The sequence below is a fragment of the Rhodococcus sp. NPDC059179 genome (assembly GCF_042754885.1).
GTDB lineage: Bacteria > Actinomycetota > Actinomycetes > Mycobacteriales > Mycobacteriaceae > Rhodococcus_G.
In genome coordinates, this window is sequence record NZ_JBHZBV010000001.1 from 641,271 (window position 1) to 658,983 (window position 17,713).

Annotated in this window: 21 protein-coding genes; 9 read left to right on the forward strand and 12 right to left on the reverse strand. The window is 69.0% G+C overall.

Annotation, left to right across the window (positions count from 1 at the left end):
• The first annotated feature begins 2 nt into the window (after positions 1-2).
• A complete protein-coding gene (locus ACFXMV_RS02925) occupies positions 3-689 on the forward strand; it encodes a histidine phosphatase family protein (protein WP_378500312.1) in 687 nt (228 codons plus the stop codon).
• A 202-nt stretch (positions 690-891) separates the two neighbouring features.
• The gene (locus ACFXMV_RS02930) at positions 892-2,064 is read left to right on the forward strand and encodes a lipase family protein (RefSeq protein WP_378500308.1); all 1,173 of its coding nucleotides are present in this window, start codon (positions 892-894) and stop codon (positions 2,062-2,064) included.
• 96 nt (positions 2,065-2,160) lie between these two features.
• On the opposite strand, the gene ACFXMV_RS02935 is transcribed toward ACFXMV_RS02930, so the two are convergent.
• Both ACFXMV_RS02935 and ACFXMV_RS02940 read right to left on the reverse strand, forming a co-directional pair.
• The gene (locus ACFXMV_RS02935) at positions 2,161-2,571 is read right to left on the reverse strand and encodes a nuclear transport factor 2 family protein (RefSeq protein WP_378500309.1); all 411 of its coding nucleotides are present in this window, start codon (positions 2,569-2,571) and stop codon (positions 2,161-2,163) included.
• Between the two features lie 100 nt (positions 2,572-2,671).
• Entirely contained in the window at positions 2,672-3,115 is a 444-nt protein-coding gene (locus tag ACFXMV_RS02940) for a hypothetical protein (protein ID WP_378500310.1), read from the reverse strand.
• Positions 3,116-3,247: 132 nt separating this feature from the next.
• Here ACFXMV_RS02940 and ACFXMV_RS02945 point away from each other — a divergent pair, with 132 nt between their 5' ends.
• Complete coding sequence (locus ACFXMV_RS02945; RefSeq protein ID WP_378502593.1) at positions 3,248-3,868, forward strand: TetR/AcrR family transcriptional regulator; 621 nt, start codon at positions 3,248-3,250, stop codon at positions 3,866-3,868.
• Between the two features lie 35 nt (positions 3,869-3,903).
• Here the strand turns inward: ACFXMV_RS02945 and ACFXMV_RS02950 are convergent, their stop codons facing one another.
• Positions 3,904-4,968 (reverse strand): saccharopine dehydrogenase NADP-binding domain-containing protein, encoded by a 1,065-nt coding sequence (locus ACFXMV_RS02950; RefSeq protein ID WP_378502592.1) that lies wholly within the window; start codon positions 4,966-4,968, stop codon positions 3,904-3,906.
• Between the two features lie 100 nt (positions 4,969-5,068).
• Here ACFXMV_RS02950 and ACFXMV_RS02955 point away from each other — a divergent pair, with 100 nt between their 5' ends.
• The gene (locus ACFXMV_RS02955; protein ID WP_378502591.1) at positions 5,069-5,983 is read left to right on the forward strand and encodes an AraC family transcriptional regulator; all 915 of its coding nucleotides are present in this window, start codon (positions 5,069-5,071) and stop codon (positions 5,981-5,983) included.
• A gap of 171 nt (positions 5,984-6,154) precedes the next feature.
• Here ACFXMV_RS02955 and ACFXMV_RS02960 read toward each other — a convergent pair whose 3' ends face one another.
• The 5 genes from ACFXMV_RS02960 to ACFXMV_RS02980 form a co-directional block, all read right to left on the reverse strand.
• Positions 6,155-7,048, reverse strand: a complete 894-nt coding sequence (locus tag ACFXMV_RS02960; protein ID WP_378500342.1) for an ESX secretion-associated protein EspG — start codon at positions 7,046-7,048, stop codon at positions 6,155-6,157.
• Positions 7,045-8,280 carry a PPE domain-containing protein gene (locus ACFXMV_RS02965; protein WP_378500341.1) on the reverse strand — a complete coding sequence of 412 codons (1,236 nt, stop codon included), beginning with the start codon at positions 8,278-8,280 and terminating at the stop codon, positions 7,045-7,047. The genes ACFXMV_RS02960 and ACFXMV_RS02965 overlap by 4 nt, the downstream gene beginning before the upstream one ends.
• A gap of 32 nt (positions 8,281-8,312) precedes the next feature.
• A complete protein-coding gene (locus ACFXMV_RS02970; RefSeq protein WP_378500340.1) occupies positions 8,313-8,621 on the reverse strand; it encodes a PE family protein in 309 nt (102 codons plus the stop codon).
• A 130-nt stretch (positions 8,622-8,751) separates the two neighbouring features.
• Positions 8,752-9,102, reverse strand: a complete 351-nt coding sequence (locus ACFXMV_RS02975; protein WP_378500339.1) for a metallopeptidase family protein — start codon at positions 9,100-9,102, stop codon at positions 8,752-8,754.
• A complete protein-coding gene (locus ACFXMV_RS02980) occupies positions 9,099-10,091 on the reverse strand; it encodes a septum formation family protein (RefSeq protein WP_378500345.1) in 993 nt (330 codons plus the stop codon). The genes ACFXMV_RS02975 and ACFXMV_RS02980 overlap by 4 nt, the downstream gene beginning before the upstream one ends.
• A 221-nt stretch (positions 10,092-10,312) precedes the next feature.
• Here ACFXMV_RS02980 and serS point away from each other — a divergent pair, with 221 nt between their 5' ends.
• Together serS and ACFXMV_RS02990 are read left to right on the forward strand one after the other, a co-directional pair.
• Complete coding sequence (serS, locus tag ACFXMV_RS02985; RefSeq protein ID WP_378500338.1) at positions 10,313-11,566, forward strand: serine--tRNA ligase; 1,254 nt, start codon at positions 10,313-10,315, stop codon at positions 11,564-11,566.
• 159 nt (positions 11,567-11,725) lie between these two features.
• Positions 11,726-12,124, forward strand: coding sequence for an ankyrin repeat domain-containing protein (locus ACFXMV_RS02990; RefSeq protein ID WP_378501762.1), 399 nt, complete (start codon positions 11,726-11,728; stop codon positions 12,122-12,124).
• Here ACFXMV_RS02990 and ACFXMV_RS02995 read toward each other — a convergent pair.
• Positions 12,094-12,612, reverse strand: a complete 519-nt coding sequence (locus ACFXMV_RS02995; protein ID WP_378501761.1) for a nuclear transport factor 2 family protein — start codon at positions 12,610-12,612, stop codon at positions 12,094-12,096. The two genes, ACFXMV_RS02990 and ACFXMV_RS02995, sit on opposite strands and share 31 nt — an antisense overlap.
• 60 nt (positions 12,613-12,672) lie before the next feature.
• On the reverse strand, positions 12,673-13,557 hold the full coding sequence (locus tag ACFXMV_RS03000; protein ID WP_378502590.1) for an NAD(P)-dependent oxidoreductase: 885 nt from the start codon (positions 13,555-13,557) through the stop codon (positions 12,673-12,675).
• A 49-nt stretch (positions 13,558-13,606) separates the two neighbouring features.
• Between ACFXMV_RS03000 and ACFXMV_RS03005 the strand changes: the two genes are divergently transcribed.
• Positions 13,607-14,047: a MerR family transcriptional regulator gene (locus ACFXMV_RS03005; protein ID WP_378501759.1), complete on the forward strand. Its 441-nt coding sequence runs from the start codon at positions 13,607-13,609 to the stop codon at positions 14,045-14,047.
• A gap of 3 nt (positions 14,048-14,050) precedes the next feature.
• Here ACFXMV_RS03005 and ACFXMV_RS03010 read toward each other — a convergent pair whose 3' ends face one another.
• Complete coding sequence (locus tag ACFXMV_RS03010; RefSeq protein WP_378501758.1) at positions 14,051-14,500, reverse strand: winged helix-turn-helix transcriptional regulator; 450 nt, start codon at positions 14,498-14,500, stop codon at positions 14,051-14,053.
• 107 nt (positions 14,501-14,607) lie between these two features.
• On the opposite strand from ACFXMV_RS03010, the gene ACFXMV_RS03015 reads away from it, so the two are divergent.
• Positions 14,608-16,059 (forward strand): MFS transporter, encoded by a 1,452-nt coding sequence (locus ACFXMV_RS03015; protein WP_378502589.1) that lies wholly within the window; start codon positions 14,608-14,610, stop codon positions 16,057-16,059.
• A 263-nt stretch (positions 16,060-16,322) separates the two neighbouring features.
• Complete coding sequence (locus ACFXMV_RS03020; protein WP_378500485.1) at positions 16,323-17,369, forward strand: alpha/beta hydrolase family protein; 1,047 nt, start codon at positions 16,323-16,325, stop codon at positions 17,367-17,369.
• On the opposite strand, the gene ACFXMV_RS03025 is transcribed toward ACFXMV_RS03020, so the two are convergent.
• Entirely contained in the window at positions 17,353-17,664 is a 312-nt protein-coding gene (locus tag ACFXMV_RS03025; protein ID WP_378500486.1) for a hypothetical protein, read from the reverse strand. The genes ACFXMV_RS03020 and ACFXMV_RS03025 overlap by 17 nt on opposite strands.
• Between the last annotated feature and the right edge of the window lie 49 nt (positions 17,665-17,713).

Genomic DNA, 17,713 nt, shown 5'->3' on the forward strand with positions numbered 1-17,713 from the left:
CGATGGCGGGCAAGCTGATCCTGGTCCGGCACGGCCAGACCGAGGCGAACGTCGAGCGCCGCCTGGACACCCGGCTGCCCGGCGCTCGGCTCACCGAGTTCGGCGAGGGTCAGGCCCAGGCCTTCGGTGTCGCGCTGGCAGGCCGGGCGCCGCGCGCGCTGGTGGCGTCCCCGGCGTTGCGCGCCCGGCAGACCGCCGGGTTCGTGGAGCTGGAATCGGGTGTCGCGGTGCAGGTGCGGGAGGGCATCCACGAGGCGCAGGCGGGGGAACTCGAGGACCGCTCGGACCGCGCGTCGCACGAGCTCTTCATGAGGGTGTTTCACTCCTGGCATACGGGCGACCTGGGCGTGCGGGTGCCGGGCGGAGAGTCCGGGTACGACATCCTCGAGCGCTACGTGCCGGTGCTGAGCTCGCTGCGCGAGGAGTTCCTCGAGGGGCCGGACGACGACGCGACCGAGGCGGACTCCGGCGACGTCCTGGTGGTCAGCCACGGCGCCGCGATCCGACTGGTCGCGGCGCACCTCGCGGGTGTCAACGGTGCGTTCTCGGCGAACACGCATCTGGACAACACCCAGACCGTGGAGTTGGTGCCGACCGCGGGCGGGGGTTGGCGATGCGTCCGGTGGGGGCTGCTGGTGCCGCCGTTCGAGCCCTTCGCCAGCGCCGGGCCCGACGACCCGATGGGCTGACATTGTGACGAGTCGCTCGGGTAGATCACCGAGTGCCAGATCGGCAACGCGTCGGGGTCTCCGCACGTCGCTGCTGCACCGAGGCGGCAGACGATCGACACGCCGAGGTCATCTGGGCAACGCGAGGGCATCATCCGATCTGACCTATCGTCCTGAGGTCGGGGCCGACTGTGATCGGGCGCACTGGCGTGAGGAGATGGTGATGACCCACCGACTACGTACCCTGCTGGTTGCCGCGAGCGCGATGCTGGTCGCCGCCGCGTCGGCCGCGGCGCCCGCCGTGGCCGCGCCCGCCGCAAACGCGGACATGGCGCCGGGATCTGTCGTGAGTAGCCAGGACCTTCCACCGGATCGCTGGCTGCCCGGCGCTGCGACGTCGTCGTTGCTGACGTACTGGTCCCAGGGACCTCTGGACAAGCCGATGCTCAGCACCGGTGCCGTTTACCTGCCCGAGGGAACTCCGCCCGCGGGCGGTTGGCCGGTGATCTCGTATGCGCACGGCACCACTGGAGTCGCGGATCAGTGCGCACCCAGCGCCAATCCGCCCACCGAGCGGGCGGTGACCCATCTCGGCCATTGGCTGTCCCAGGGCTACGCGGTGGTTGCGACCGACTATGTCGGGCTCGGCACCCCCGGCGTGCACCCCTACCTGGACGGTCGCTCGGCTGCGCACAGCGTGATCGACATGGTGCGGGCGGCCCGTACAACCACGCCCGAGCTGTCGCGGACCTGGGTCGCCACGGGGCAGTCGCAGGGCGGTCATGCGACGTTGTTCGCCGCGAACATCGCCACCCGCTACGCCCCGGAGCTGGACTACCGCGGCGCGGTGACCACCGGGGCGCCCTCGAACATCGAGTTGCTGCTGCCGCTCGGGGGACCGGCGTTCCCGAAGCTGCCACTCAAGGGCACCACGGTTTATATCGCCAACGCCCTCGTCGGGCTGCGTGCGGCGCGACCCGACGTGGACATCGACTCGTACCTCAGCCCCCTCGGCCGCAGCGTGCTCGCCGACATCGAGACCTCGCTCTGTTACGGCGAAGCGCGCACGAAGTACGCCGACGTCTCGATCGGGCAACTGCTGTCGCGGTCGGTGAACACACCCGAGTTGATGGACGCGGGCCGCTCGATGATCTCTGTCCCCACCAGCGGTTACGACCGACCGCTGCTCATCGCGCAGGGGCTCAATGACATGGACGTCCCGATCCCGCTGACCCTGAAGCTGGTCGCCGATCTGACCGCGAACGGGGTGGACTTCGCGTTCCGCACCTACCCCACCGACCACGGCGGCACGGTAGCCGCCTCGGTGCCGGACAGCACCCCGTTCATCGCAAAGCTCTTCGCCGGCGAGAAGCCGTGCGCGGGAAGTGCCTGCTAGGAACCCTTCATCGACAAGGGCTTCTCCGGCACCACCCGCAAGAACCGGACCGGTTCGCGGAACACCTCTGCGCGGCTGCAATCGGTGAGGCTGTGGTCAATCCTTGCGGATCCAGGCGGGCGTGATTCGTATCTCGCTGAGTCGCCAGCCTGCGGTCGTCCGTATGGCAGTGCAGGTCTGTCGGAGGCTTCCTGTCTGGTGGGGTGGCTGGCTGTCGCGGTAGTAGTACACAACCGAGTTCGAGGAGGCAGTGGCTTGGTCGCCGTTCACGTTCACCAGCAGGTCAGTGGTCGTGTGCTGCGTGTGTTCCCCATCGACCTCAGCCTGTCGCATGTAGTCGACGACCTTGTCGACACCGCGGACTTGAATTCGGGGTGAGTCGATTTTCACATCGTCGGCGAAGACGGTGCCGACATCGTCCCACCGTCGCTCGTCGAGCAGGCGGGCGAAGCGCGTGAACAGGTCGGCGATCTCGATGCGATCGGCGGTCAAACTAGGGGTGGACATGGCATCCTCTTTCGTCGGTGTGGTGGAGACGTTTAGTGATTGATGTGCCGCCTAGTGCGGCACCTGCGCGGGTCACGGGGACCGGAGGCGGCATCTCGGTTCAGGCACGGGCCAGTTCCTCAGCCATTCGGGCGGTGATGGTGGTCAGCACCCGGGCGGCGGTGGCCAGATCCTCGGGGGCAACCGTGCCGTAGGCGGCGGCCACGATCGCGCCCGATTCGGCGCGGACCTTGCCCGCGAGCGCCGTACCGTCCTCGGTGGGCTCGACCAGATCACCGGAAGTCGCTCGCAGCAGGCCGCTTTCGAGCAGTGTGGTCAGGGCATTCCCGGCGTCGGCGGGATTCCACTGGGTCATGGCGGCGACGCGGGTGATGTGGGCGGCCGGATCGACCGGCCTACCGGCGGCCAGGGCCTGGTTGAGTACGATCCACTGCTTTTCGTCCAGCGTGGTACCGGCCAGTGCGCGGGTCAGAACCGCGGTGTGGTGCTTCTCGGCCTGGCCGATGACCGACGGGTTCAGGGTGGCCGGGGCGGTGGTGTTCATTGCGATTCTCCTTGTGCGGGGTGATGCTCGTTGACATGGATGATTCTGACACTCAGTACCATACGTGTGCAAGCGTCAATTTAAACTGAGTTTCTTTCGTGCATGAGGTTCGTATAGAGCTAGGATTCCGGCATGTCCATCGACGACCGCGCTCTACCGCTGCGTGAACGCAAACGGCTCCGCACCCGCCGCGCTCTGGCCGACGCCGCGCTACGGCTGTTCACCGAGAAAGGTTTCGCCGCGACCACCGTGGAGGAACTGGTCGATGCGGCAGAGGTCTCGCGCAGTACGTTCTTCCGGGCCTTCCCCACCAAGGAGGCCGTGGCCGTCGAGGCCGAAACCGAGCTGTGGGCTGGCTATCTTGACGCCTTGACCGCCCACGACCTCGCTGGCCCGGTGCTCGCCGCCCTACGCGACATCCTCACCGGCGCGGTCGCCGAGCTCCCGGACGACTGGGACGTCCGCTACGTTGCCACCCGCAAACTGGTCCTCACCGCCCCCAGCCTGCTCGGTCACGTCGACTACACCCGTTCCGGCCTGGAAACCCAAGTCGCCCAAAGGATATCGGACAAGCTGGCCCTCCCCGGCAGCGACCTGCGCCCCCGGGTCCTCGCCGAGCTGACCACCACGGCATGGAGCATCGCCGGCCGCGGCTGGGTCGCCGCCGACGCGAGTGGGGGCCGAGCCGATCTCCTCGAACGCCTGCACCAGTCATTCGCCGTCATCCCCGACGCACTCCAACTGTCGGCGTGAACAGCTGGCATCCAAGGTGAGCGGAAGTCGGGTGGTTACCGGACTGGGCTGATCTGCCACGTGATGGCGTGAACGGCCAGGGAATTCAGGAACTCAGTGGGGTCGAAGGCTTCGGCGGGGGCCAGTGCGCCGGGTTTGAAGTCGTCGGCCGCGAGGCGTGTGGCCGCCTCCACGGCCATGATCGCGGTGTCGCGGTAGGCGTCCGGGCCGGTGAGCACGCCGCGCACCGTGGTGCCGTCGGCTCCGATGGCGTCGAGCACCAGCTCGTAGCGGAGGTCGGTGCTCGGCTCGGGCAGTGCATCCAGTAGTTCGGGGGTGAAACCGGCGAGCTGGGCGAGCATGTCGGCTTCGACGACGCCTGCCACGAAGGACACGTCGGTGTGGCGGGGGATGGTGAGAACCGGGGGCTGTTGGAATTTGGCGACCACGGTCGGCTCCGCGTCGCCGGGGAAGGTCATCAGCGTATGCCGATCGATCGGGCCGGTGCGCAGCGCGCCGTCCGCGTAGTGCCAGCCGCCCGAGCGGAACCAGTCCATCCCGGCCAGAACGGTTTCCGCGCTGCCCCGCGATCCTCCGCCCTCGCCCCGGGTGACCAGGCTCATCACAACCTCGGCCGGTGCTGCCACCTGCCGCGCGGCCAGGTGACCGAGCAGGTCGCCGGGCAGGTTGCTGTTGGTGATGCCGCCCAGGATCGTCACACCGGCGGCTTCAGCACGTGGACCGTACTCGTGGAACGCCTTCTCCAGGAACAGTTGCTCGCCGGAGGTGTCGGTGTAGTGCGCGCCGCTCGCGATGGCGGCGGCCAGCACCGGTTCGCCGAACGTGACGTAGGCAGGCAGGGTGCTGATGACCACGTCGGCATCGGCGAACGCGGCGGTCAGAGCGGCCGAGTCATCCAGGTCGGCGAGCCGGACTTCGGCGTCGGGCAAGCCCGCGGCGGCGGCCGCCGCGCGCAGACGGGCTTCGTTGCGGCCCACCAGAATCGGGGTGATGCCACGACGGCGAAGTTCGTGCAGGGCGTATCCGCCGGTGTGGCCGGTGGCTCCATACACGGCGATGGCGGGGCGGTGGGGGTTCGAGTGCTTCGCGGTGTTTGTCATGAGTACGAAGTTATGGCGAACCCGGTGACGATTGAATGGCTCACCGGCTCACCCCGATGTCCGAATGACTCACCGGTCGATCGATCAGTAGATTGGCGGCGTGGACGTGCTCAGCGAAACCATCACCGCCATCCGTACAGGCGCCCCCACCTGCGGCATGTTCATTCGGCACGCCCCCTGGGGTCGCGGTTACCCCTTGGTGCCGGGCACAGGATTCCACGTGGTACTCGCGGGTTCGTGCTGGCTGGTGCCACCCGCCGGTGCGCCGATCGCGCTGGGCACCGGAGATGTGATCCTGATGCCGCGCGGGTCCGGCCACGTGCTCGTGGACAGCCTCGACAGCGTGGTGACCGAGCAGGCCCACATCGGCGAACCCCGCGAGATCAGCGGCCCCGGTGTGCGTAGCGAATTGATGTGCGGCGCCTACGCACTGGGTCGGCAGCGTAGTCATCCGCTGCTCGCCGAGTTGCCCGAGTTCGTGCACATCCCCGCGCGGCAGGGCGCCGATCCGGGGCTGCGCGGGCTCCTCGACATCTTGGCCGTGGAGCTGGCGCAATCGCGCGCCGGAACCGATGCCGCCGTTCCAGCGCTGCTGGAAACACTGCTGCTGTTCGCGCTGCGCGCCTGGTTCGAGAATCAGGCCCCGACCCCGACCGGCTGGGCCGGAGCCCTCACCGATCCGGGCGTCCTTGCCGCGCTCCGCGCCATGCACGATGCGCCCGAACGAGCCTGGACGGTTCCCGATCTCAGCGCCGTCGCCGGGGTGAGCCGGGCGACCCTGACGCGCCGATTCGCCGCCACGGTCGGTGCGCCGCCGCTGTCCTACCTCACCCGCTGGCGGATGCTCACCGCGGCCCGGCTGCTCCGCGACACCGATACCCCGCTGGCCGGCGTCGCAGGCAAAGTCGGCTATCAGAGCGAGTTCGCCTTCGCGAAGGCGTTCAAACGCGAGTACGGGCTCGCGCCCGGACAGTACCGGCGCGGCGACGACGCCCCTGCCGTCGTCGCCGTCTGAAAACCGTCGTCATCATGGGGGATCTCGTGATGGCTGGTGGCTGCCCCCCGAGGTCGGACAGACTCCACTAGTCGCCGGACCCAGAACAGGCGATTGCGCGGCGTAGGTCGCGCTTTGACGCTCGAAACGCGAACGCACCCAGCCGATGTTGCTGGGTGCGTTCGTTGAACGTCAGCTGACGGCGCCGACCAGGACATCGATGGCCTGGCGGAATCGGGCGTCGCTGCCCGGGCTCAGCGTGGACCAGGCGACCCCGTCCGCCGAGACGCTCGAGGTCGCGACGATGCGGCCCCTGTCGGTGTCGAACACCGCGACAGGTCCGCCGACCGGTTCGATCCTGCCGTCGCCGTGCCAGATCGCGACGATCTCGGCACGTTCCCGACAGCCGGCCAGCGCGGCGGAGACCGCCACGACGTCCTGATCGGCGACCCCGAGCCCGGCGAGCCGGCGTGCGGTGGACCCGGCGTCGGCGCAGTCCGCGAGAGCGGCGACAAGCTGCTCGGTCGGTGCGTTGACCACTCCGAAGTCGAGCGGCGCCTGCCGTCCGATGGCGTCGAGCATCAGTTCCCCGGCGGGGTGTTCCGCGCGTTGGAGCACGTACGAGTCCGGTCCGCGCAGCGCGAGCACCGAGCCGGTCGCGCCGTGCACGAGGCAGAGCCTGGAGATGTCGTCGACAGGAGCGGAGCCTGCGGAGCTCCCATCCCGCACAGGAGCGGAGCCTGCCGAGCTCCCGTCCCGCACAGGAGCGGAGCCTGCGGAGTTCCCATCCGATGGCGCGTACCAGCGCAGCGCGACTTCCCATTCCGGGCGCGCCAGCACCTGCAGCCACTCGGCGACGTCCGGGTGCACCGCGCCCGCGTCGACCAGCCCCCGATCGGCGAGGGTGAGCCGGGCCGCGTCGAACGCGGCGTCTCTGGCGGTCACCGAGTCGAACCGCGCCGTGGCGTTCAGGACCACCGGCAGCTCGTCGATGCCCAGGAGATTCACCAGCAGGTCCAGCTCGTCCAGACCGAGCGTCACCGCCTCCAGCCGCGACGGGGCGGAAAGGGTGCCCGATTCGATCACCGCTGGTACTCCGCCGGATCTGCACCGATGACCGCGGGAATCACGACCCTGCCGTCGCTGAAGTGCTCGAAGTTCTTGAGGTAGGCCGGGGTCCGGTGTTCCTCGTCGTCCTGGCCGCCCGCGGCGCCGCCCATCATCGGGGCGCCCAGCTGACCGCCGCGCGGTCCCGCCGCGACGGCCGCCTCCGCACGCGCGCCGGACGCGAACACCTCGGAGCCGCCGGGCGCGCCCGCGATCCCGCCGCCGAGGCCACCCGCGGCGCCCCGGCCCCAGCCCTCGGGCAACGTGACCCGTCCCGCGCCGCCACCGAAGCCGCCGGCCCCGCCGCCACGACTCATGCCGCCGGCCGAGCTCATGGTGCGGGTGGCGCCCGAACCCGAGCCGGAACCGCCGCCCGCGCCGCCGGACCGGTCGGCAGGCGAGGCGCCGGAGAAGCCGCCGAACGACTGACCGGAGCGGCCGCCCGTGATCGCGGACACCGCCGCAGGAGCGAACGAAGTCGCGGTCGAGGTGACCGTGCTGAATCCGGAGCCTGCGATCGAGCCCGCCTGCGACGCTGCGCTCACCACGGCCGGGTTCTGCGCGTGCGCCATCACGGTCGCCATGGCGGCGCCCGCCGGGTTGGTCCGCCAGTCGACGTCGTCCTTGTTGGTGGGCACCGCTTCCTGCACCCCTGCGCCCGAGGCCTGCGCCCCGGTGGCCAGCGGGGGCGGCGGCGTGAAGCTCTGCGGCACCGAGACCACGGTGGACGAGGCCTCGTAGGACTCCATGACGAGCGCGGCCCGCAGATCCATCGCGCGGTCGGCGGCCTCAGCGGCCGCGCCCGCACCGGCGAGCGAACCACCGACGGTGTGCGCCACCAGCTTTGCGGTCTTGACCGCGGCGATCTCGGGCAGGCTCGGCATGGTGATCCGCGCGACGGAGTGCGTGCTCGCCGCGGCGGCCGCCTTGGCCGCCGTCGTCGTCGCCATCGCGGTGGACTCTTCGGTCCAGGCCGTGAACGGGATCAGCTTGGCGAGGGCGGCATCGGAGGCCAGGCCCTCCCAGCCGACCCGCAGTTCCGCCATCACCTTGGTCATGGTCGCGGACGCGTCCGTCAGGCCCGCTGCGATCGACGTCCAGGCGGCGCCTGCCGCGGACAGCTGCACGGGTCCGACGCCTGCGTTGAGGGCGGTCGAGTTCCAGGTCGCCCCGCGAGGCATCCAGACGACGCCGGTGAATCCCATGGTCATTTCGGTGTCTCCTCAGATCCGGTCTCGGCTGCTCACATGCCCGCGTTGAGCGAGGTGCTCAAGGTGTGGTCCTGGTTCTCGTACTCGGCCGCGTGCTTGCGCAGGGTTGTGGCGGCGACCCGCAGCTCGGCGATACCGGTCGCGGCGGACGGCAGGAAGCTGTCGGCGACCGAGTTGAACGACGAGGCGACCATGACCGAGACCTCTTCGCTGCCCGCGGGCGCCAGGTGCAGGGCGGACGCGTTGACGTTCACCGTGGTCTCCAGGCGCGCCGCGAGGGCCTCGAGCTGGGTGGCGGCGGAGATCAGGGCTTCGGGAGAGACAAACACATGGCCTGACACGGTCGCGGCCTCCTTGAGGGCTCGGCGGAGCGGAGCCTGCGGAGCGACCCGCAGGCACCGAGATTGGTCGTCAAGAGGTTGGACGCGGCGCGCGCCCGACCGGTTCCCACCAATTTCGCCGAGTGTGTCGCTAACCCCAGCCGAGCTGGTGCAGGCGGTCTTCCTCGATGCCGAAATAGTGCGCGACCTCGTGGATCACGGTGATCGCGACCTCCTCGATCACCTGCTCCTCGGAGTCGCAGACCTCGAGCAGGGCCTCGCGGTAGATGGTGATGGTGTCCGGCAACGAGCCGCCGTAGTGGCTGTCGCGTTCGGTCAGCGCGATGCCCTGATACAGCCCGAGCAGGCCGGGCTCCTCGGGGTCGCGGTCCTCGACCAGCACCACCACGTTGTCGATTGCCCGGGCGAGCTCGGCGGGAATCAGGTCCAGCGCCTCGCCGACCAGCTCCTCGAAGCGGGCCTCGGTCATCTCCACGGTCAATTGCCCGCGCCCGGCAGCGGAACGGGCAGCGAACGACCCTCCGGGACCGGAGGCGGCGGCACCGGCGGCGCGCCGTTGATCAGGATGTCGCCCTTGGCCGAGTTGACGATCGCGGCGAACCCGCCGGTGTCGACCTCCTTGCCGACCGAGCAGGTGACCTTCCGGCTGCCGGCCAGCCAGCTGGTCAGGTCGATGTTGTCCCAGAACAGGGTGAGGGTCTTGTTCCGGAGCGCGTCCGGAGAACCGAGGAACTCGTTGGACGCCTGCGTGCACGTCTCCTCCAGGTATTTGTCCTGGTCGGGGATCTCCGGGAAGCCGCCGGTGAACTTGGCGCCGAGGTCGACCACCGAGATCACCTCGAACGCGTGCGGGTCGGAGCAGGGCACAGGGTCCGAGGGAACGTTCTGGTTGATGCCGATGCAGGTGCCCGCGTCCCAGGTCTTGGACTGGTCCTGGCCGGCGACCGTCCCGAAGATCGGCTGCGGGTTGCCGGTGGTGCCGGAGTACTGCAGGCCGCAGCGCAGCGTGCGCTCCCCGGCGGCCCAGCCTGCCACGCCGGGATTGATCAGGCCGACGCTGAACTTGCCGTTCGGGTCGAACTTGGCGCCCAGGTATTCGTTGACCGCGGGCGTGCAGTGCTCGTCGCGGAATTGGGAGAACCGGAGCACCCCCGGGAACTTCGAACCGGGGCCGAACTCGGTGCCGGGGAAGTTGCTGAGGTCCACCTCGGAGGCGACCTCGAACAGGTGCTCCTGCGAGCAGTCCACCTTCTCCAGGTCGCTGGCGTCGTCCTCGGTCCAGGTCAGGCAGTCGCCTGCGTGGGCGGAGCCGAACGCGCTGCCCGCGACGGCGCCGGTCGACATCGGGCCGCCGGTGTTCGCGTGCGTGCTGAGGTCGCTCTCGCTCTTGAAGCCGCCGGAGAAGACGGCGGTCACGATCGCGGCGAGGACCGCACCGAGCGCGATCGCCGCGAGGGCGCGCCTGGTCATGGTCGCGGACAGGTGGTGTCCGGGCTTGTCGGCAGGCGGTGAGCCCGCGCCGTGGGTCGCCTCGGCGTCGGAGCGCGCGTCGCCGCCGCGCCCGGAGGCGTCGCGTTCGTTGGCGTGTTCGTCGGACATCGCCTCCATCATGCCCGTTGGCCGAGCCGATGCCGAACCTTCCCCTGCACGCGTTGGGGGCGGTCGTCGCGCACCAAGTAAGGTTTGTGGTCGTGATTGACCTCAAGTTCCTGCGCGAGAATCCCGACGTCGTCCGCGAGTCACAGCGCACCAGGGGCGAGGACCCGGCCCTGGTCGACGCGCTGCTGGCGGCCGACGAGTCCCGCCGCGCCGCGGTGCTCGCCGGCGACAACCTCCGGGCGGAGCAGAAGGCGCTCGGCAAGAAGGTCGGTCAGGCGTCCGCGGAGGAGCGGCCCGCGCTGCTCGCCGGGTCGAAGGAACTCGCACAGAAGGTCAAGGACGCCGAGGCCGCGCAGCACGAGGCGGATGCCGCGCTCGACGCCGCCGCCCGTGCCATCTCGAACATCGTGCAGGAGGGCGCACCGGCGGGCGGCGAGGACGACTTCATCACCCTCGACACCGTCGGCGAGATCCCGTCCTTCGACTTCGAGCCGAAGGACCACCTCGAGCTGAGCGAGTCGCTCGGCCTGATCGACATGGAGCGCGGCGCCAAGGTTTCCGGCGCGCGCTTCTACTTCATGACCGGTTACGGCGCGATGCTGCAGCTCGGCCTGCTGCAGCTGGCCGCGCAGAAGGCGACCGCGAACGGCTTCACCCTGATGATCCCGCCGGTGCTGGTGCGGCCGGAGATCATGCAGGGCACAGGGTTCCTCGGCCAGCACTCCGAGGAGGTGTACCACCTGGAGCAGGACGACCTGTACCTCGTCGGCACCTCCGAGGTCCCGCTCGCCGGGTACCACTCCAGCGAGATCATCGACCTGAGCGAGGGGCCGAAGCGGTACGCGGGATGGTCGTCGTGCTTCCGCCGTGAGGCGGGCAGCCACGGCAAGGACACCCGCGGCATCATCCGCGTGCACCAGTTCGACAAGGTCGAGATGTTCGTCTACTGCAAGCCCGAGGACGCCGATGCCGAGCACCAGCGGCTGCTCGAATGGGAGCGGGAGATGCTCGCGGCCATCGAGGTGCCCTACCGGGTGATCGACGTCGCGGGCGGCGACCTCGGTTCGTCCGCGGCGCGCAAGTTCGACTGCGAGGCTTGGGTTCCCACCCAGCAGGCCTACCGCGAGCTTTCGTCGACCTCGAACTGCACGACCTTCCAGGCTCGACGGCTCGGGACCCGCTACCGGGACGAGAACGGCAAGCCGCAGACCGCGGCGACCCTCAACGGCACGCTCGCGACCACCCGCTGGATCGTCGCCATCCTGGAGAACCATCAGCAGGCCGACGGCAGCGTCACGGTGCCCGTCGCGTTGCAGCCGTTCGTCGGGACCGACGTCCTGCGCTGAATCTGTACCCACGCCCCGCCGCATTCCTGCCCGCCGCATTGTCCGAATGTCACACTCGTTCGACCTAGGTGAACGAGTGTGACATTCGGACAGTCGGGGTGACGGCGACTCGGCCCGGCGCCGGGTGCCGCGGTGCCGGTCCGGGTAACTTCGGGCGATATGACGGACGAACCGATCGACCCCCACTTGCAGGAAATCGCGCAGCGCGTCTTCGACGCAGCCCGGGCCGGTGACGCCACCACCCTCGCGGCCTACCTCGACGCGGGCGTCCCGGCGAACCTCACCAACGGCACCGGCGACACCCTGCTGATGCTCGCCGCCTACCACGGCCACGCCCAGGCGGTGCAGCTGCTGATCGATCGGGGTGCAGACGTCGACCGGCTCAACGACCGCGGCCAGTCGCCGGTCGCGGGTGCCATCTTCAAGGGCGAGGAGGCCGTGGTGCGCGCGCTCGCCGCGGCAGGCGCCGACCCGAATGCCGGCCACCCGACCGCGGTCGACTCGGCGAAGATGTTCGGCCGGGAGGACTACCTGGAACTGTTCGGTTTGCCGGACTGACTGTGCGAAGCGCTGTTCTCGATCTGGCGTAGTCGGGTTTCGAATGCCTCGATGCGGGAGGTGTCTTCGTAGAAGTCCTCCTGCTCGACGATCTTCCCCCACCTTGTGCGAACCAAGAGCACCGTCCGGTTCCTGTACAGGGTCAAGCCATCCGGTCCGTCGGCGCGATCGTTGAAGCGAGCGACCAGGGTCATGCGCCACGGCACGCCGCCGAAATATGCCTCGGAGACTTCACCTTGCAGGCCCGCATGGACAAAATCCCGAAGAAATCGCTCGATCGCGTCCCGGCCGTTGTGCACGCCGGCCCAGCGGTGGTCGCCGTCTGCGAACCTGAGCACTGCGTCACGATGGTAGGAGCGCAGGAGAGGGTGATAGTCACCAGCATTGAGCGCTCGAACATCCCGGTTGAACTTGAACAGCAACGCCCGGAGCAGAACGGCTCGGCAGGCAAGTGCTGTCGACACGCCGGCAAGGAACCCGAATCCCACCTTCGCAGGATCCAGCGTGCGGAAACTTCTGTCAACGAATCGCCGCACCTGCACGATCGGTCAGATGTCGCGGGGTTTGCCGAACTCTTCGATCAGGACGGGATACTGCTCCCCACCGTGTCCGGCGGCGATCGAGCGGTCAGCCATCGCCTTGATCAACTTCGGCAGTTCGGCGTTGACACCCACCGCCTCGCTCTCCTCGACCAGGTGAGCCATCGCCCGCGCGTCGGTCTCCAGGGCCGACACCTCGGCCGGGAAGGAGCCGCTGTCGATCTGCTCGGCATATCCGGGCAGCCATTCGGCCACACCGGCAGCGATCTGCTGCGCGAACGGCGCGAACGCTGCGGCGTCGACGCCGGCCGTCCTGAGCATGGCGGTGCCGTGGAGCCAGGCGTTCAGGACGCTCCACATCATGGTCAGGCCCGCCATGTCGTACAGGGACGCCAGCCCGTGGTCCGCACCGAGGTAGGTGACGGTGCCGAGCGCGTCGAGTGTTGACCTGTGTGCCTCGAAGTCCGACTCCTGCCCGCTGTGCAGAATCACCGCCGCGGCCGTCCCGATCGCCGGCGGGACGGCCATGATGGCGCCGTCCAGGTAACGGGCGCCGCGCTGCTCGGCCCATCGGGCGGCTTCCCGTGCCTGGGCCGAGTCGCCCGAGGTCAGGTTGATCAACATCGTGCCGTCCAGCTCGACGTCGCTCGCGTCGAGCAGCTCGTGTATGGCCTGGTAGTCGGTGAGGCAGGTGATCGTCAGGGGGCTCGCCGCGAGCGCGTCGGCAACCGTCGGTGCCAGCAGTGCACCCTCGGCGACCAACTTCTCGGCCTTGGAGGTCGTGCGGTTCCACACGGTTGTGGGGTGCCCGGCCCTCAGGAACGCGCCGGCGAGTGCCTGGCCCATCAGTCCGAGTCCGATGACTGTCACGGGTGTTTCGGTTGTGTTGTTCATGGCAGCATCATCAACGTTGATACCGGTGTGAAGATCAAGGGAGGCATCGATGTTGATCGGGGAACTGAGTCGTCGGGCGGGCGTCAACGCCCATCAATTGCGCTACTACGAGGCGCAGGGATTGCTGGAGGCGGGCCGCGGCGCGAACGGCTACCGCGAGTACGACGAGGATGCCGTGCTGCGGGTGACACAGATCCGGCACCTGCTCGGTGCCGGTCTGTCCTCCGAGGACATCGCGTATCTGTTGCCCTGCGCGGTCGGCGAGGCCCCGAAGCTGCCCGGATGTCCAGAGTTGTTGGCCGCGATGCGGTCTCGGCTGCAGCGACTGGACGATCAGATCGACGGGCTCGCTCAATCCCGCGCCGCTCTCACCGACTACATCGACGCGGCCGAGCGAATCGGCGGCGAGAGCTATCCGCCTTTTGACGGTGCTGATCCGGAGACCGTCCCCGACCGCCACGCGGGCGACGCCGAGGAGATCTACGCCTGACGGTCAGCGGGAGCCGGCCACGAGGTCCTTTTCGGCCTCGGCACGGAGGTCGTACTCGGCGCGGGCCCTGGCGACCTCGTCCTGATGGACTTCGGTCCAGCTGACCAACGCCTGGATCGTCTCGTGCAGCGTCTCGCCGAGCGGGGTCAGCGCGTAGTCGACCCGCGGTGGCACCACCGGATACACGGTGCGGCGGACCAGGCCGTCGCGTTCGAGTTGTCGCAGCGTGACGGTCAGCATCCGCTGGCTGATGCCGTCGATCTCCCGGCGCAGCTCGGTGAAGCGCAGGGTTCGGCGGTCGAGGAGCGCGATCACCAGCAGCGACCATTTGTCGGCGATCCGGTCCAGGATCTGCCGGACCTCGCAGTCCTCCCTGGTGTCCCACTGGTATGGGTCCCGGTCGTCGCCGGTATCGGCGCAGTGAGTCGGTTCCTTCAAAGTGCCTTCTTCCATGGTTACCAATGGTGCCGAAGAATGGGGCCAGTTACAAGAGGGAACCGACCCAACGGCAAGGAACCAAGGGTTCGACGGTTCCCGACGGCCGACCGAAGGAGCGATCAGTGCTGGAATCACCGCAACCACCCCTACTCGAACGAGATCCCGACCGCTTCGCCGGGCGGGAATGGGCCATGCTCCTGGTGCTGTGCGGCGCGATCTTCCTCGAGGGCGTCGACGTGTCGATGTTCGGTGTGGCGCTGCCCTCGATCCGTGCCGACCTGTCGATGTCCACCGCGGAACTGCAGTGGGTGATCAGCGCCTACGTGCTCGGCTACGGGGGCTTCATGCTGCTCGGCGGCCGAGCCGCGGACCTGCTCGGCAGGCGCCGGATGTTCCTGCTGTGGCTCGCGGTGTTCATCGCCTTCTCCGGCCTCGGCGGGTTCGCGTCGGAGGGCTGGGTCCTGATCGCGGCGCGCTTCGTGACGGGGGTGGCCGCCGGCTTCATGGCGCCTGCGGGGCTGTCGATCATCACCACGACGATCGCCGAGGGTCGCAAACGGAACCAGGCGCTGCTGGTCTACGCGGGGACCGGCGCGGCCGGCTTCTCGCTGGGCCTCGTGGTCGGGGGAGTGCTTGCCGAGTTCTCTTGGCGTTGCGTCTTTTTCGCTCCGGTGATCCTCGCCGCGCTGATCCTGCTCGCCGGCATCCGGCTGATCCCGTCCGAGGCACGTCCGGCCGCCCGGTCGCTGCGCGACTTCGACCTGACGGGCGCGTTCAGCGTCACCGGTGCGATGTTGCTGCTGGTCTACGGCGTGGTGCGGGCGCCCGACGTCCGACTCGGCTCGACGGTCGCGGCTCTGGCCGGCAGCGCCGCGCTGCTGGCACTGTTCGTCGCGGTGGAGCGCCGGGTACCCACGCCGCTGGTGCGTCTGGGCATCCTGCGTTCGGGTCCGCTTGTCCGGGCGAACCTGGCGGCGATCCTGTTTGCAGGCTCGTTCGTCGGATTCCAGTTCATTCTGGTCCTGTACCTGCAGGAACTGCGTGGATGGTCGGCGCTGGCCACCGGCCTTGCCATGCTCGCGGTGGCGGGCGACGCGGTGCTGGCGCCCACGCTGACGCCGCTGTTGGTGAACCGGTTCGGGAACGTCCGGGTGATCTTCGCGGGGCTGCTGGTGGCGGGCGCGGCCTACGCGTCCTTCCTGTGGATCGGCGCCGACGCGGCCTACGCGGCGATGCTGCCCGCGCTGATCCTGATCGGGGTCGCGTTCGCCCTGGTGTACGGGCCGCTGACGATCGCTGGGACCGACGGGATCGCCGAGCAGGAACAGGGTTTGGCCGGGGCGTTGCTCTACACCTCGTGGCAGCTCGGCTCGGCGCTCGGGCTGGCGGTGGTTACCGCGGTGCAGGTCACCACGCTCGGCGGCGATCAGTCGGAGGCCGGCATGCTCGACAGTTACCGTGCAGCCCTTGCGGTTCCGGTCATCGCGATCGCCGTCGCGGCCGTCGTGACCGCGTTCGGGTTGCGCACCCGCCCGGCCGTGAGTTCGGCGGAGAGGGCGGTAGTGGCCGCCTGACCCTCTGCGCCTTCTGCCGTCCCGTGCGCCCCACGGCGCGCGGGACGGCAGACGAAGCACCTCCCGCGGGAGTCGTTCACTCTGTTAGCGTCGGCGCGGGGGTGCTTGTCGTCGAGCGTGATTCACCGAGGGGGGGACTGTTGTCCAGTCGGATGGCCGTTGTGACCATGTCTGCGTGCGCGTTGCTGGTGGGGAGTGCGGGTGCCGCAGGCGCTTCGCCAGCGGGGGTGACGGTTCTTCCACCCCTGTCCGGTCCGTCGCCGGTGGGTACCACCGTTCTGCACCTGGTCGATGAGGCCAGGCCGGATCCGTTTCAGCCCGATCGGTCACGTGAGTTGATGGTGTCGGTGTTCTACCCCGCGGCCGACGTCGGCAAGCATCCGCGTGCGCACTACGCGTCCACCGAGTTCGTTCCGGGACTGGAGCAGCGACTCGGCGTCGCGCTGCCCGGCCTGCTGACCAACTCCTACACGAACGCGCCTGCCCTCGCCGATTCCGCACACCCGGTCGTTCTGTATTCGCCGGGCGGCGGGGTCTCGCGAGTACTGGGGACCGGCCTGGCCGAGGATCTGGCCAGCCGAGGCTATGTGGTGGTGACCATCGACCACACCTACGAGGCCTCGCCTGCGGTGGAATTCCCTGGCGGCAGGGTCGTTCAGCCCGCCCCCGCACCGGAGGGCTTCGGGAAGGACCTCCGGAAGAAGTATGTCGCGGCCAGGCTGCTCGACACCCGGTTCGTGCTCGACTCGCTCACCGAGCTCACTCAGGGAGTGAACCCGGACGCCGAACAGCGCGAGCTACCGCGAGGTCTCGATCGCGCACTCGATCTGGACCAGGTCGGGATGGTGGGCCACTCGTCCGGTGGGTATACCGCCGTCGAATCGATGCACGGCGACCGACGTATTGACGCCGCCGTGGATCTCGACGGTCAGATCGGTGTCGACGAGGACTTCGGGCGCGCCGCCACCGAGGGTGTGGACCGTCCAGTGCTGGTCATGACGAGCCAGCAGATCAAGGAGGTCGGCGACGCCAAGCCGTCCCTTGATGCACTCTGGCAGCATGCCACGGGCTGGAAACGTGAAGTGACGATGCGGGATTCGGCGCACTATGACTTCACCGACATGTCCGTGCTGGTGCCCGCTGCGATACGGCCGGCAGCCGCGCGCTACATCGGGCCCATCGCGGCCGAGCGCTCGACGACTCTCGTTCGCACCTATGTCGCGGCCATGTTCGACAAGTTCCTGCGCGACAGGTCGGGAACGGTTCTCGATCGGCCGCCGGCGGAGCCGGAGATCACCATGGAGCGCTGACGTTGAACCACTGCGACATTGGGACCTCGGCTGAGGGCGCCTGGCTGGGTGGCACCGCCTGTTCCCTCCGCTCCCGAAGGTCGTCCCTGCGTTGCTCCTGCAGTAGTTCTCGCTCCCGCTGTCGACGGTCGCGATCCCGGTCGCCGTCTCTGTCGCTGGGCAGGGCCGCCGCGACGCCAGGGGTCACGGTCTGACCGGCCGAACTCGAGCCGGCCCGATCGTCGCCGAGGCCGCCGAACAGCACTGCGCCGGTGGCAAGGAACCCAGCAATCCAGGTGATAGCCGTGAGTCTCACTGCGTTGTCCTTCCATCCCGGAAGGATGGTGGATCGTGGGCAGCGCGCC

What these genes read in the sequence shown, in the direction of transcription:
- ACFXMV_RS02925 (WP_378500312.1), top strand. Translation starts at nt 3, where the DNA reads ATGGCGGGCAAGCTGATCCTGGTCCGGCACGGCCAGACCGAGGCGAAC.
- ACFXMV_RS02930 (WP_378500308.1), top strand. Translation starts at nt 892, where the DNA reads ATGACCCACCGACTACGTACCCTGCTGGTTGCCGCGAGCGCGATGCTG.
- ACFXMV_RS02935 (WP_378500309.1), bottom strand. Translation starts at nt 2,571, where the DNA reads ATGTCCACCCCTAGTTTGACCGCCGATCGCATCGAGATCGCCGACCTG.
- ACFXMV_RS02940 (WP_378500310.1), bottom strand. Translation starts at nt 3,115, where the DNA reads ATGAACACCACCGCCCCGGCCACCCTGAACCCGTCGGTCATCGGCCAG.
- ACFXMV_RS02945 (WP_378502593.1), top strand. Translation starts at nt 3,248, where the DNA reads ATGTCCATCGACGACCGCGCTCTACCGCTGCGTGAACGCAAACGGCTC.
- ACFXMV_RS02950 (WP_378502592.1), bottom strand. Translation starts at nt 4,968, where the DNA reads ATGACAAACACCGCGAAGCACTCGAACCCCCACCGCCCCGCCATCGCC.
- ACFXMV_RS02965 (WP_378500341.1), bottom strand. Translation starts at nt 8,280, where the DNA reads ATGACCATGGGATTCACCGGCGTCGTCTGGATGCCTCGCGGGGCGACC.
- ACFXMV_RS02980 (WP_378500345.1), bottom strand. Translation starts at nt 10,091, where the DNA reads ATGACCAGGCGCGCCCTCGCGGCGATCGCGCTCGGTGCGGTCCTCGCC.
- ACFXMV_RS02990 (WP_378501762.1), top strand. Translation starts at nt 11,726, where the DNA reads ATGACGGACGAACCGATCGACCCCCACTTGCAGGAAATCGCGCAGCGC.
- ACFXMV_RS03000 (WP_378502590.1), bottom strand. Translation starts at nt 13,557, where the DNA reads ATGAACAACACAACCGAAACACCCGTGACAGTCATCGGACTCGGACTG.
- ACFXMV_RS03005 (WP_378501759.1), top strand. Translation starts at nt 13,607, where the DNA reads ATGTTGATCGGGGAACTGAGTCGTCGGGCGGGCGTCAACGCCCATCAA.
- ACFXMV_RS03010 (WP_378501758.1), bottom strand. Translation starts at nt 14,500, where the DNA reads ATGGAAGAAGGCACTTTGAAGGAACCGACTCACTGCGCCGATACCGGC.